Below are 13429 nucleotides of genomic sequence, written 5' to 3' on the forward strand. Positions count from 1 at the left end.
ACGCAACCCCGGGCCGTAGGGGTTAGCCGTTTTCTGTCAAGGTCTTGCCCGATCCTGCCGGGTTGCAGCTTCGTTCAACCGGTATGGCTTATTTTGGGCACTTTCAGGCTTGCCCGCTGACACTGCCCGCCTCGGTGTGTACAACGCCCTGACGCAAGTTGGCAGGATTGGGCAAACATCCAGCAGCTATCGTCTACCTCTGGCATTAAGCGCGGATTATCCTCGTCTCATGTGATGTACAGATCCTGGAGCCCGCATGACCCTCTCCGCCCCTGCTTTGTTACCGCTGGACCCCGCTCTGGAACACAGCCGTCGCGAACTGGCCGAGCGCATCGCGCGCGGCGCCCAGACGCCAGGCGACCATGGCACCGCGATCAGCGGCCTGCACCTGGTGCGTTATGAGGAATGCGTGCAGTCATTCCCGGCCCTGGTCCAACCGGCGCTGTGCATCCTTGCCAATGGCAGCAAGGAAGTGCGCCTGGGCGATGAGCGCTATGTCTACGATCCGTTGAATTTTCTGGTGGTGTCGGTGGCCATGCCGGTCTCGGGACGGATCCTCGATGCCACCCCGCGCGATCCCAGCCTGTCGCTGCGGCTGGTCATCGACCCCGAGGAAATCAACGCAGTGATCGCCGACGCCGGACCATTGGGTGTGCCCACGCGCTCGACCCAGCGCGGCCTGTACGTGGAGCGAATGGACACGGCCTTTCTGGATGCGGTGCTGCGCCTGGTCCGGCTGCTGGAGACGCCACGGGACATTGCCGTGCTGGCACCCCTGGTGCGGCGGGAAATCCTCTACCGTCTGTTAGGCGGGCAACAAGGTCATCGACTGTACGAAATCGCGGTGGCGCACAGTCAGACCCATCGCGTGAGTCAAGCCATCGCCTGGATCAACCGGCATTTTCATCGCAGCCTGCGCATCGAAGACCTGGCCCGGGAAGTCAACCTGAGCGTGTCCACCCTGCACCACCGCTTCAAGGCGGTGACGTCCATGAGCCCGCTGCAATATCAGAAACAGCTTCGTTTGCAGGAGGCGCGCCGGCTGATGCTCAGCGAAGACCTCGACGCCTCGGCGGCCGGGTATCGAGTGGGTTACGAAAGCCCTTCCCAGTTCAGCCGCGAATACAGCCGCCATTTCGGCGCGCCGCCGGTGCGCGATCTGGCACGGCTGCGGATCAGTCTGTAGGGCCGGGCAGGCAGACCTGGAAAAAACACCGGGTCACCGATAGAACCGATAGCTAGCTATCCAGTACACTCGAAGCCACGGCCCGCGGCCATCTGGTCTCGGCGTTTCTCTACAGGCCTACCTGTGACCGATCTCAGCCATTCCCCGCCGGCCATCAAAAGCATTCTGGTGGCCTTGATGCTGGCCATTTTTCTCGGCGCCCTGGATCAGACCATCGTTGCGGTCTCGATGCCGGCCATCTCTGCGCAGTTCAACGACGTCGACCGTCTGGCCTGGGTGATTTCCGGGTACATGGTGGCCATGACCGTGGCCACGCCGATCTACGGCAAGCTGGGCGACCTGTATGGCCGTCGGCGCATGATCCTCATCGGCACCGGGCTGTTCACCGTCGCGTCGCTGTTCTGTGGCATGGCGCAGAGCATGGAGCAACTGGTGCTGGCGCGCCTGCTGCAAGGGGTCGGCGCTGGCGGCATGGTGTCGGTCAGCCAGGCAATCATCGGTGACGTGGTGCCGCCCCGCGAGCGCGGTCGCTACCAGGGGTATTTCAGCAGCATGTACGCCGCAGCCAGTGTGTTGGGGCCGGTGCTGGGCGGCTACATGACCCAGTACCTGTCGTGGCGTTGGGTGTTTTTGATCAACCTGCCGCTGGGCGCATTCGCCTGCTGGTACGCCAACCGCAAGCTGGCCGGACTGCCGATTCCGCAGCGCACGCCGGTCATCGACTACCTGGGCACGGTGCTGATGATCATCGGTTTGAGCACCTTGCTGATGAGCATCACCCGCATCGGCCAGGGCCATGGGCTGGGCGACACGCAGGTGTGGGGCCTGCTGGTGGTGGCCGTGGTGGCACTGCTGGGTTTCGTCTGGCACGAGCGACGCTTTCGCGAACCGCTGCTGCCGCTGCACCTGTTCGCCATTCCAGCGGCGGTGCTGTGCTGGTGCTCGGTATTTTTCACCAGCTTCCAGGCCATTGGCCTGAGCGTGATGATGCCCCTGCGCTTCCAGACCGTTACCGGGGCCGGGGCCGATGCGGCGGCGCTGTACCTGCTGCCGCTGGCGCTGGGCCTGCCGATCGGCGCATTCCTGGGCGGGCGTCGGACTTCACAGACCGGGCGTTACAAACCGATCATCCTGACCGGGGCGCTGCTTGCCCCGCTGGGGATTATGGGCATGTCGTTCAGCCCGCCGGACAACCTGCTGCTCAGCGTGGGCTTCATGTTGTTGACCGGCTTCGCCTGTGGTCTGCAGTTTCCCACCTCGCTGGTGGGCGCGCAGAACTCGGTGCAGGCCAGGGACATTGGTGTGGCGACCAGCACCCTGGCGTTGTTTCGCTCGCTGGGGGGCGCGGTTGGGGTGGCTTGTCTGTCGGCACTGCTCCTGGCCATGCTGCACGGCGTGCAGTTGGCGGACGGTGCCTTGGGCGGTCACGGCCTCGAGGCGATGGGCGACAATGTGCTGCTGACCGGGCTCAATGCGGCGGCAGGCCCGGCACGGGACGCCTTGCGCCTGGAACTGGGGCAGACCTTTCAACACCTGCTGTGGGCCAGTGCCGGTATTTCGCTGCTGGGACTGGCCGTGGCATTGGCGCTGCCCAATCTGGAACTGCGGGGCCGTGGGCATGGGGAGAAGTAGCTTGTGTGGGGGGCAGGTCTGGCCTCTTCGCGGGTAGAACCCGCTCCCACAAGGGGTGGAGCGAAGCTGCTTGACCTGTGGGAGCGGGTTCTACCCGCGAAGGGGCCCGCTCAGACAGCCGGTCGCTTCTTGCGTTGGGCCCAGGCCACGGCCAGGCCGCTGAGGCAGATGACGCTGATGCCCACCACCCCGAAGATATCCGGGGTGTGGTCGAAGATCAGGTAACCATACATGCCGGCAAACAGGATCTGCCCGTAGCTGAACGGCGCCAGCAGCGCCGGCGCCGCATGGCGAAAGGCTTGAGTCAGCAGCAGATGCCCCAACATGCCACAGGTGCCCAGCCCCACCATGAACAAGGCATCGATCCAGCCCGGTGCCTGCCAGAAGAACGGCAGCACCGCGCTCATGATCAGGGTGTTGAAGATACCGGCAAGAAAGTTGCTGGTGGTCGGGCTGTCGATGCCGCTGAGCTTGCGCGTGAGCAACTGGTACAGACCGAAGAAGAAAGCGGAAATCAGCGGCAGGATGATGGCCGGGGTGAACAAGGCACCGCCGGGCCTGATGACGATGAGTACACCGATGAAGCCCGTGATCACCGCCGCCCACTGAGCGCGCGTGACGACTTCCTTGAGCAGCGGCACCGACAGCGCCGTCACCAGCAAGGGCGCCAGGAAGTTCACCGCGGTGGCCTCGGCCAACGGTATGTAACGCAGGCTGGTGGTGAAGAACAGGCTGGTGGCGATCAGGCACAGCGCGCGCAGCAGCTGCAGTCCGGGCCGCTTGGTGCGGATGACCGTGGACAAACCGGTCTGCGGCACGAAGATGGCCAGCATCAACAGGGTGTGCACCACATAGCGCGCCCACACCACCACGACGATGGGAAAAAACCCGGAGAGGTACTTGGACAAGGCGTCGTGACTGGCGAACAGCAACGTCGCCAGACAGATCAGCGCGATACCGCGCAGCGGCTGGCTGGCCCCAGTAAGCAACGGGTTTTGCACGCTCATTCACACGCTCGCAACAGGATGATGAAAGGGTACCGACCGGGCGGGTAAGGTCGATGATGGCGCGAGCGGGGGCAGTGTTACAACTTGATTCACAACTTTATTTGCGCAACGCCGGCGTCAGGCTCAGCGTTTGCAGGCTCAGGTCCACCCAACGCTCGGCTTCCTGGAAAAGGTCGAAACTGTCAGGGACCAGCAACCATTGACCGATCATGCCATCTATATAGGCGTGCAAGGCGATGGCGGCCCTGACGGTGTCCAGGTCACGCGGCAGCTGTTCGCGGTTCACCGCATTTCTCAGCGAGCGTTCGATGCGCACATTGCAGTCGATGCTGACCGTCTGACGTTGGCGACGCATGTCACACATTTCATCGGTGAACTCGCACTTATGATGCAGAATTTCGTTGAGACGGCGGGTCTTGGGGTCCACGGCGATCTGCTGGAACAGGCGGATCAGCAGCTTGCGCATGCAACCCAGCGGATCGGGCTCATCCTCGCTTTCGCTGGCCTGGGCCAATTCTTCGAGCGGTTCCTGCAGGCTGTCGAGCATGGCCTGGACCAGATCGGCCTTGTTGCTGAAGTGCCAATAGATGGCGCCGCGCGTCACCCCGGCCAGGGTTGCGATGTCGGCCAAGGTCGTGCGAGCCACACCGCGCTCGTAGAAAGCCTGTTCGGCGGCCTCGAGAATCTGGCTTCGGGTTTCCTGGGCTTCCTCTTTGGTACGGCGAACCATGGCAATAGAACCTCAATCTTCAATGCACGGGCCATGCGGTACGCGGCGCGTGCTCAGGCCGGGAATCCCTTTTATGCGGGGCTTGTCCCGAATGTCGATGGTGCGCCGCCTCGTCGCGGGCATCAGGCCATCAAGTTGTTTACAAACAACCACGAATGTAAGTATATTCGTTAGTAAGCTATTAATCCAGTCGTAACATTTTTTCAACCTTCCACTATTCTTGAGCCCTCCCACGCGCTCACGACCCGAGGATCTTCATGCAATTCAAGCCAGTTGTTACCGCTCTGGTATCCGCCGTCGCCCTGGCAACCCTGCTCAGCGGCTGTGACAAAAAGGAAGAAGCAGCCCCGCAGCAGGCTCAGCAGGCTCCTCAGGTCGGCGTGGTTACCTTGAAAGCCCAACCCTACACCCTGACCAGCGAACTGCCGGGCCGGACCACCGCGTACCGCGTGGCCGAAGTCCGGCCGCAGGTCAACGGGATCATCCTCAAGCGTCTGTTCAAGGAAGGTACCGAGGTCAAGGCCGGGCAGCAGCTCTACCAGATCGACCCGTCGGTGTACGAGGCCACGCTGGGCAGCTCCCAGGCGACCCTGGAATCGGCCAAGTCGCTGGCCGGACGCTACAAGCAGTTGATCGACGAGCAAGCCGTCAGCCGCCAGGAATACGACAACGCTCGCTCGCAGCAGCTGCAAGCCGAAGCCTCGGTCAAGAGCGCACAGATCGACTTGCGCTACACCAAGGTGCTGGCGCCGATCTCGGGCCGCATCGGTCGCTCCGACGTGACCGAAGGCGCGCTGGTGACCAATGGCCAGACCAACGCCATGGCCACCATTCAGCAGCTGGACCCGATCTACGTCGACGTGACCCAGTCGTCCGCCGAAATGCTCCGGTTGCGCCGCGACCTGGACAGCGGCAAATTGCAGAAGGCCGGCGACAACGCCGCCTCGGTGAAGCTGACCCTGGAAGACGGCAGCGAATACAGCCAGACCGGCAAGCTGGAGTTCTCCGAAGTGTCGGTCGACCAGGCCACCGGATCGGTGACCCTGCGCGCCGTGTTCCCCAACCCCGAGCACGTGCTGCTGCCAGGCATGTTCGTTCACGCCAAGCTGCAGGCCGGTGTGCGCAGCGAGGCCATCCTGGCACCGCAGCAAGGCGTGACCCGTGACCTCAAGGGCACCCCGACCGCCTTGATCGTGAACAAGGACAACAAGGTCGAACAGCGCGAGCTGGTGGCCAACCGCACCGACGGCGCCTTCTGGGTGATCGAGAAAGGCCTGAACGCCGGCGATCGCGTCATCACCGAGGGCCTGCAATACGTCAAGCCAGGCGCCGACGTGACCGTGAAGGAAGCGGGCAACCTGACGCCCGGCCAGTCCGATTCCACCGCCACAGGCGAAGGTAAGTAATCGATGTCCAGATTCTTTATTGACCGCCCCATTTTCGCCTGGGTACTCGCCCTGGTGATCATGCTCGTGGGCGGGCTGGCAATTCTCAAGTTGCCCATCAACCAATACCCGGCCATCGCGCCGACCGCCATCGATATCCAGGTCACCTACCCAGGTGCTTCCGCACAGACCGTGCAGGACACCGTGGTCCAGATCATCGAGCAGCAGCTCAACGGTATCGACAACCTGCGTTACGTTTCCTCGGAGAGCAACTCCGACGGCAGCATGACCATCAGCGTGACCTTCAACCAGGGTACCAACCCGGACATCGCCCAGGTTCAGGTGCAGAACAAGCTCAACCTGGCCACCCCACTGTTGCCGCAGGAAGTGCAGCAGCAGGGTTTGCGCGTGACCAAGTCGGTGAAGAACTTCCTGCTGGTGATCGGCCTGGTGGCCGAGGATGGCTCTCTCACCCGTGAGGACTTGTCCAACTACATCGTCTCCAACATCCAGGATCCGATTTCGCGGACCTCGGGCGTGGGTGACTTTCAGGTGTTCGGTTCACAGTACGCCATGCGCATCTGGCTGGATCCGGCCAAACTCAACAAATACCAACTGACGCCAGTCGAGGTCAGCGCCGCGATCAGCGCGCAGAACGTGCAGATCGCCACAGGTCAGCTCGGCGGCCTGCCGGCCTTGCCCGGCACCCAGCTCAACGCCACCATCATCGGCAAGACCCGCCTGCAGACCGCCGAGCAGTTCGGCAATATCTTCCTCAAAGTCGATAAAGATGGCGCGCAGGTCCGGCTCAAGGACGTCGCGCGTATCGGTCTGGGCGGCCAGAGCTACAGCATCGATGCGCAGTTCAACGGCAAGCCGGCCTCGGGCATGGCGATCAAGCTGGCCTCCGGCGCCAACGCGCTGGACACCGCCAAGGCGATCCGCGCGACCGTGGCCAGTCTGGAACCGTTCTTTCCGCCTGGCATGAAGGTGGTCTACCCCTACGACACCACCCCGACCGTGACCGAATCGATTTCCGGCGTCGTGCATACGCTGATCGAAGCGATCGTGCTGGTGTTCCTGGTGATGTACCTGTTCCTGCAGAACCTGCGCGCGACCATCATCACCACGATGACGGTTCCGGTGGTACTGCTCGGCACCTTCGGCATCCTCGCTGCGTTCGGTTTCACCATCAACACCTTGACCATGTTCGGCATGATCCTGGCGATCGGGCTATTGGTGGACGATGCGATCGTGGTGGTGGAGAACGTCGAACGGGTGATGGAAGAAGAACACCTGTCACCCAAGGAAGCGACCAAGAAGTCCATGGACCAGATCCAGGGGGCCCTGGTCGGTATCGCGATGGTGCTCTCGGCGGTACTGCTGCCGATGGCCTTCTTCGGCGGCTCCACGGGTGTGATCTACAAGCAGTTCTCCATCACCATCGTCTCGGCCATGGCGCTGTCGGTACTGGTTGCGCTGATCTTCACCCCGGCGCTGTGCGCCACCATGCTCAAGCCGATCGATCCGGAAAAGCATGGCCAACCCAAGCGCGGGTTCTTCGGCTGGTTCAACCGGACCTTCGACCGCAGCGTGGTGAAGTACGAGAACGGCGTCAAACGCATGGTCACCCACAAGTTGCCGGCGTTCATCGTGTATCTGGTCATTTTCGCCGGCATGATTTTCCTGTTCACGCGCATCCCGTCGGCGTTCCTGCCTGAAGAAGACCAGGGTGTGATTTTCGCCCAGGTGCAGACGCCGGCGGGTTCTTCTGCCGAGCGGACGCAGAAGGTCATCGACGACATGCGAACCTTCCTGCTGGACGAAGAAAACGGTGAAGGCGCAGGCGTCAAATCCGTGTTCAGCGTCAACGGCTTCAACTTCGCCGGCCGTGGCCAGAGTTCGGGCCTGGCGTTCGTGATGCTCAAACCCTGGGATGAGCGCGGCGCCGAAACGACCGTGTTCAAGATCGCCGAGCGTGCGCAGAAACACTTCGCCAGCTTCCGCGATGCCATGGTGTTCGCGGTGGTTCCGCCTTCGGTACTGGAACTGGGTAACGCCTCGGGCTTCGACGTCTACCTGCAGGACCAGGGCGGTGTCGGCCACGAAAAACTGCTGGAGGCGCGCAACCAGTTCCTCGGCATGGCGGCACAGAGCAAGATCCTGGCAGGCGTACGCCCCAATGGCCTGAACGATGAGCCGCAGTATCAGCTCACCGTGGATGACGAGAAGGCCAGTGCCCTGGGCATTACCTTGTCGACCATCAACCAGACCCTGTCCATCGCCTTGGGCGGCAGCTACGTCAACGACTTCATCGACCGCGGTCGGGTGAAGAAGGTCTATGTGCAAGGCGAAGCGGCCGCGCGCATGACACCTGAAGACCTGAACAAGTGGTACGTGCGCAACGATTCGGGGACCATGGTGCCGTTGTCGGCCATCGCCACTGGCGAATGGATCTACGGCTCACCCAAGCTGTCGCGCTACAACGGTGTGGCTGCGATGGAGATTCTCGGTACACCGGCGCCGGGCTACAGCTCCGGTGATGCCATGGCCGAGGTCGAGGCACTGGCCAAGAAACTGCCTGACGGCATCGGCTACTCGTTCACCGGCCTGTCGTACGAAGAACGTCTGTCCGGCTCCCAGGCCCCAGCGCTCTATGCGATCTCGCTGCTGTTCGTGTTCCTGTGTCTGGCGGCGCTGTACGAGAGCTGGTCGATCCCGATCGCAGTGCTTCTGGTGGTGCCGCTGGGTGTGATCGGTGCATTGATCGCGACCAGTCTGCGCGGCTTGTCCAACGACGTGTTCTTCCAGGTAGGCTTGCTGGTCACGGTGGGCCTGGCGGCCAAGAACGCCATTCTGATCGTCGAGTTCGCCAAGGAACTGCACGAACAGGGCAAGAGCCTGGTGGAAGCGGCGGCCGAAGCATGCCGGATGCGTCTGCGACCGATCATCATGACGTCGCTGGCGTTCATCCTCGGCGTTGTACCGCTGGCGATTTCCAGCGGCGCAGGCTCGGGTAGCCAACATGCGATCGGTACCGGTGTGATCGGCGGTATGATCACCGCCACCATCCTGGCAATTTTCTGGGTGCCGATGTTCTACGTGGCCGTGTCGTCGCTGTTCAAGAGCAAGTACGACAAGGAACACGAGAAGGACAACGACAAAGCCATTACACACGATGAGGCTGGCCAATGAGCAAGTCACTGATATCCATCGCTGTCGCCGCCTTCGTGCTCGGCGGCTGCTCGATGATCCCCGAGTACAAGCAGCCCGCCCTGCCGGTGGCCGAGCAGTTCCCGCAGGGCGAGGCCTACGCGCCCGCCGATGCGGCCGAAGTGGCGGCGGCGGAACAAGGCTGGCGGCAGTTCTTCACCGACCCGGCGCTCGAGCGCCTGGTGCAGGTAGCGCTTGAGAACAACCGCGACCTGCGTGTCGCGGCGCTGAACATCGAAGCCTACCGGGCGCAGTACCGCATCCAGCGTGCCGATCTGTTCCCGGCCATCAATGCCGACGGCACCGGCACGCGTCAGCGTACACCGGCCGACCTGTCACAGCTTGGCGAGTCGGGCATCTCCAGCCAGTACGCCGTCACGCTGGGCGTGAGTGCCTATGAGCTGGACCTGTGGGGGCGCATCCGCAGCCTCAGCGAACAGGCCTTGCAGACCTACCTGTCCACCGAAGAAGCTCGTCGCTCCACACAGATCAGCCTGGTGGCCAACGTGGCCAACGCCTACCTGACCTGGCAGGCCGACCAAGCGCTGCTGAAGTTGACCCAGGAGACCCTGGGCGCCTTCGAGCAGAGTCTCAAGCTGACCAGCCGCAGTACCGAAGTGGGCGTGTCCTCGGCCCTGGACCTGAGCCAGGCGCGCACGGCGGTGGAAACCGCCCGTGTCAGCCTGGCGCGCTACAAGCGCCAGGTGGCTCAGGATCGCAACAACCTGACCCTGCTGCTGGGCACGGCCATTCCGACCGACCTGCCCGAAGCCCGCGGGCTGGACGCCGACCTGCTCAGCGAAGTGCCGGCCGGCATGCCGTCGCAGTTGCTGACCCGACGCCCTGACATTCTCGAAGCCGAGCACGCCCTGCTGGCCGCCAACGCCAACATCGGCGCGGCCCGCGCAGCGTTCTTCCCCAGCATCAGCCTGACGGCCAATGCCGGTACGTCGAGCCGACAGCTGTCCGGCCTGTTCGACGCCGGTTCCGGCAGCTGGCTGTTCTCGCCGAGCATCAGCCTGCCGATCTTCAACGCCGGTGCGCTGCGTGCCAGCCTGGACTACTCGAAGATCCAGAAAGATATCAATGTGGCCAACTACGAGAAGGCCATTCAGACGGCGTTCCAGGAAGTGTCCGACGGCTTGGCCGCACGCAAGACCTACAACGAGCAGTTGCAGGCCCAGCGTGATTCGGTGCAGGCCAACCAGGATTACTACCGCCTGGCCGAGCGTCGCTACCGTATCGGTATCGACAGCAACCTGACCTTCCTCGATGCCCAGCGCTCGCTGTTCAGTGCCCAGCAATCGCTGATCACCGACCGGCTGTCGCAGCTGACCAGCGAAGTCAATCTGTACAAGGCGCTGGGAGGCGGCTGGTATGAGCGCACTGGCCAGGCTCAGTTGGCCCAGCCAGCGCAGGCGCCCAAGAGCTGACTGCTGATGGCATGAAAAAACCACCGCTTGCGGTGGTTTTTTTACGCCTGTGACCCGCTGCCAGGAGTGAGTCAGCGCGAAAGGGCTGAAGAAAATGTCACGCGGGACTGGCCGAAAGTTCAATCATGAGCAATAGTGGTCCGATGACCAGATAACTGACTTGTTATTAACTAGTTAGTTAGTGTTCGGTTATCGCACGCATTCCTGTGCGGTCGGTTGAATCGTGCTCCACCCCGAAGCACCATCCGCGCAACACGTAACAAAATGTCAGAAAAGCCCGTTCCAGCGTGCGTCAATCATAAAATCAATAACAATAGGTTTACCCCATGCGCCAGCACTTCCATCGTTCACCCCGTCTGTTGCCCAACCTGATCGCGTTGACCGTTGCCACGGCCGCCCTGCCTTCCTTCGCAGCCGAGTCCGGCTTTCTGGAAGACGCCAAGGTGGGTCTGAACCTGCGCAACTTCTACTTCAATCGCAACCACACCAACCCGGCCTTCCCGCAGAGCAAGTCCGAGGAGTGGACCCAAAGCTTCATCCTCGACGCCAAGTCCGGCTACACCCAGGGCCTGGTCGGCTTCGGTGTGGACGTGCTGGGCATGTACTCGGTCAAGCTCGATGGTGGCCGCGGTACCTATGGCACGCAGTTGCTGCCTGTGCATGACGGCAACAACCCGGCCGACGATTTCGGCCGTCTGGGTGTGGCCGCCAAGGCCAAGATCTCCAAGACCGTGCTCAAGGTCGGCGAATGGATGCCGGTACTGCCCATCCTGCGTTCGGACGACGGCCGCTCGCTGCCGCAGACCTTCCAGGGCGGACAGATCACCTCTCAGGAAATCGATGGCCTGACCCTGTACGGTGGCCAGTTCCGCAAGAACAGCCCGCGTAACGATGCCAGCATGGAGGACATGTTCCTGCAGGGTCGCGCCGGCATCACCTCCGACCGTTTCAACTTCGTCGGTGGCGAGTACACCTTCAACAACAAGAACACCCTGGTCGGCCTGTGGAACGCCGAGCTCAAGGACATCTACCAGCAGCAGTACCTGCAGATCCTGCACAGCCAGCCGATTGGTGACTGGACCTTGGGCGCCAACCTGGGCTTCTTCCATGGCAAGGAAGACGGCAGCGCACGGGCCGGCGATCTGGACAACAAGACCTGGTCGGCGCTGCTGTCCGCCAAGTACGGCAGCAACACCTTCTATGTCGGCCTGCAGAAAGTCACCGGCGACAATGGCTGGATGCGCGTCAACGGCACCAGTGGCGGCACCCTGGCCAACGACAGCTACAACTCCAGCTACGAGAATGCCAAGGAAAAATCCTGGCAGTTGCGCCACGACTTCAACTTCGCCGGCGTGGGCATACCGGGGCTGAGCCTGATGAACCGCTACATCAGCGGCGACAACGTGCACACCGCCACCGTCACCGACGGCAAGGAATGGGGGCGCGAAACCGAGCTGGCCTACACCGTGCAGTCGGGCACCTTCAAGAGCCTGAACATGCGCTGGCGCAACTCGACCATGCGTCGCGACTACAGCACCAGCGAGTTCGACGAAAACCGCGTGATCGTCAGCTACCCGTTGAGCATTCTGTAATCGCCGGGGCGGTGGCGCGCGTTCAGCGCGCTACCGCCCTCCTTCCCCTATCACTGGCGTGATTCGACGCCCAGCTCATCCCAGACCGATTCGGCCAGGTGAAACGTTGCATTGGCGGCCGGAATGCCGCAGTAGATCGCACTCTGCATCAGGACTTCCTTGATCTCCTCACGGGTGACGCCGTTGCTGGCGGCCGCGCGCAGGTGCAGCTTGAGTTCTTCACTGCGGTTCATGCCGATCAGCATGGCAATGGTGATCAGGCTGCGCGTGTGCCGCGGCAGACCCGGACGGGTCCAGATATCGCCCCACGCGTGGCGGGTGATCATCTCCTGGAACTCGCTGTTGAACTCGGTCAGGTTGTTCAGGCTGCGCTCCACATGGGCCTCGCCCAACACGGCACGCCGGACTTTCATTCCTTCGTTGTAGCGTTCTTTCTCGTCCACGAACGGGCTCCTTCAGCGCAATAGAAATTCGACGACCCGGTCGCTGAACGGCGCACCGATTTCGACGTTGGAGAGATGCGCGGCGGCAAACTCTGCGTACTGCGCACCGGCCACCTGCTCGACGATGAACTGCGCATCCGCCGGTGTGGTGACAGCGTCCTCGGTGCCTGCGATCACCAGCAGTGGCACCTGGATGGCGGCCAGCTGTTCGCGAAAATCGGCATCGCGCACCGCAGCGCAGTTGGCGGCGTAGCCCTGCGGGGAGGTGGCGGCGAGCATGTCGGTGATACGTGTGGCCTCCAGCGGATGGGCCTCGGCGAACGCCGGGGTGAACCAGCGCGCGATGGACGCGTCACGCAACGCCTGCATGGCAGCCTCGCCTTGGCCGAGGACCATTTCGATGCGTGGATTCCAGACGTCCTGGGTACCGATCTTCGCCGCCGTGTTGCAGATCACCAGCTTGTGCAGGCGCTCGCCGGCATTGATGCCCAGCCATTGGCCGATCAGACCGCCCATGGAAAGGCCACAGAAATGCACCTTGTCCAGGTTCAGGGCGTCGAGCAACGCCAGGACGTCGCCGCCCAACTGCTCGATGGTGTACGTCCCAGGGGTGACCAGGGACTGGCCATGACCACGGGTGTCGTAGCGCAGGACCTGGAAATGTTCGGTGAAGGCGGCCATCTGGCCGTCCCACATGTGTCGGTCGGTGCCCAGCGAGTTGGACAGCACCAGGACGGGCTTGTCCTTGGGGCCTTCCAGGCTGTAATCGAGTTCGCCGTCGGCGAGTTGTACCTGTGCCACGCTCATC

At 62.6% G+C, this 13429-nt stretch carries 10 protein-coding genes; 6 read left to right on the forward strand and 4 right to left on the reverse strand.

All coding sequences use genetic code 11. The annotated features are described in order from the left end of the window. Positions 1–256 precede the first annotated feature (256 nt). Both ABMD26_RS06155 and ABMD26_RS06160 read left to right on the forward strand, forming a co-directional pair. A complete protein-coding gene (locus ABMD26_RS06155) occupies positions 257–1186 on the forward strand; it encodes an AraC family transcriptional regulator (RefSeq protein ID WP_354308625.1) in 930 nt (309 codons plus the stop codon). Positions 1187–1363: 177 nt separating this feature from the next. After that, a complete protein-coding gene (locus tag ABMD26_RS06160) occupies positions 1364–2818 on the forward strand; it encodes an MDR family MFS transporter (RefSeq protein ID WP_204951061.1) in 1455 nt (484 codons plus the stop codon). A gap of 110 nt (positions 2819–2928) precedes the next feature. On the opposite strand, the gene ABMD26_RS06165 is transcribed toward ABMD26_RS06160, so the two are convergent. Next, positions 2929–3825, reverse strand: a complete 897-nt coding sequence (locus ABMD26_RS06165; protein WP_049860684.1) for a DMT family transporter — start codon at positions 3823–3825, stop codon at positions 2929–2931. A 97-nt stretch (positions 3826–3922) separates the two neighbouring features. Beyond that, positions 3923–4555 (reverse strand): TetR family transcriptional regulator, encoded by a 633-nt coding sequence (locus ABMD26_RS06170; protein ID WP_090356615.1) that lies wholly within the window; start codon positions 4553–4555, stop codon positions 3923–3925. A gap of 257 nt (positions 4556–4812) precedes the next feature. Between ABMD26_RS06170 and ABMD26_RS06175 the strand changes: the two genes are divergently transcribed. The 4 genes from ABMD26_RS06175 (at position 4813) to ABMD26_RS06190 (ending at position 12178) form a co-directional block, all read left to right on the forward strand. Beyond that, positions 4813–5961 (forward strand): efflux RND transporter periplasmic adaptor subunit, encoded by a 1149-nt coding sequence (locus ABMD26_RS06175; RefSeq protein WP_049860682.1) that lies wholly within the window; start codon positions 4813–4815, stop codon positions 5959–5961. A gap of 3 nt (positions 5962–5964) precedes the next feature. Then, the gene (locus ABMD26_RS06180; RefSeq protein ID WP_122741519.1) at positions 5965–9135 is read left to right on the forward strand and encodes an efflux RND transporter permease subunit; all 3171 of its coding nucleotides are present in this window, start codon (positions 5965–5967) and stop codon (positions 9133–9135) included. Beyond that, a complete protein-coding gene (gene adeC, locus ABMD26_RS06185) occupies positions 9132–10586 on the forward strand; it encodes an AdeC/AdeK/OprM family multidrug efflux complex outer membrane factor (RefSeq protein WP_134722572.1) in 1455 nt (484 codons plus the stop codon). Before ABMD26_RS06180 ends, adeC begins: the two co-directional genes overlap by 4 nt. 326 nt (positions 10587–10912) lie before the next feature. Beyond that, positions 10913–12178, forward strand: a complete 1266-nt coding sequence (locus ABMD26_RS06190) for an OprD family porin (RefSeq protein WP_354308628.1) — start codon at positions 10913–10915, stop codon at positions 12176–12178. Positions 12179–12228: 50 nt separating this feature from the next. On the opposite strand, the gene pcaC is transcribed toward ABMD26_RS06190, so the two are convergent. Together pcaC and pcaD are read right to left on the reverse strand one after the other, a co-directional pair. Beyond that, positions 12229–12621, reverse strand: coding sequence for a 4-carboxymuconolactone decarboxylase (gene pcaC / locus ABMD26_RS06195; protein WP_049860678.1), 393 nt, complete (start codon positions 12619–12621; stop codon positions 12229–12231). A gap of 12 nt (positions 12622–12633) precedes the next feature. Next, on the reverse strand, positions 12634–13422 hold the full coding sequence (gene pcaD, locus ABMD26_RS06200) for a 3-oxoadipate enol-lactonase (protein WP_122742341.1): 789 nt from the start codon (positions 13420–13422) through the stop codon (positions 12634–12636). Positions 13423–13429: the final 7 nt, after the last annotated feature.

Source organism: Pseudomonas sp. PvP001 (assembly GCF_040546375.1).
GTDB classification, from domain to species: domain Bacteria; phylum Pseudomonadota; class Gammaproteobacteria; order Pseudomonadales; family Pseudomonadaceae; genus Aquipseudomonas; species Aquipseudomonas coleopterorum.

Bases quoted from the DNA above. Each gene is read 5' to 3' on its own strand.
- ABMD26_RS06190 (WP_354308628.1), top strand. From the start codon at position 10,913: ATGCGCCAGCACTTCCATCGTTCACCCCGTCTGTTGCCCAACCTGATC.
- ABMD26_RS06165 (WP_049860684.1), bottom strand. From the start codon at position 3,825: ATGAGCGTGCAAAACCCGTTGCTTACTGGGGCCAGCCAGCCGCTGCGC.
- ABMD26_RS06175 (WP_049860682.1), top strand. From the start codon at position 4,813: ATGCAATTCAAGCCAGTTGTTACCGCTCTGGTATCCGCCGTCGCCCTG.
- ABMD26_RS06180 (WP_122741519.1), top strand. From the start codon at position 5,965: ATGTCCAGATTCTTTATTGACCGCCCCATTTTCGCCTGGGTACTCGCC.
- adeC (WP_134722572.1), top strand. From the start codon at position 9,132: ATGAGCAAGTCACTGATATCCATCGCTGTCGCCGCCTTCGTGCTCGGC.
- ABMD26_RS06160 (WP_204951061.1), top strand. From the start codon at position 1,364: ATGCTGGCCATTTTTCTCGGCGCCCTGGATCAGACCATCGTTGCGGTC.
- ABMD26_RS06170 (WP_090356615.1), bottom strand. From the start codon at position 4,555: ATGGTTCGCCGTACCAAAGAGGAAGCCCAGGAAACCCGAAGCCAGATT.
- ABMD26_RS06155 (WP_354308625.1), top strand. From the start codon at position 257: ATGACCCTCTCCGCCCCTGCTTTGTTACCGCTGGACCCCGCTCTGGAA.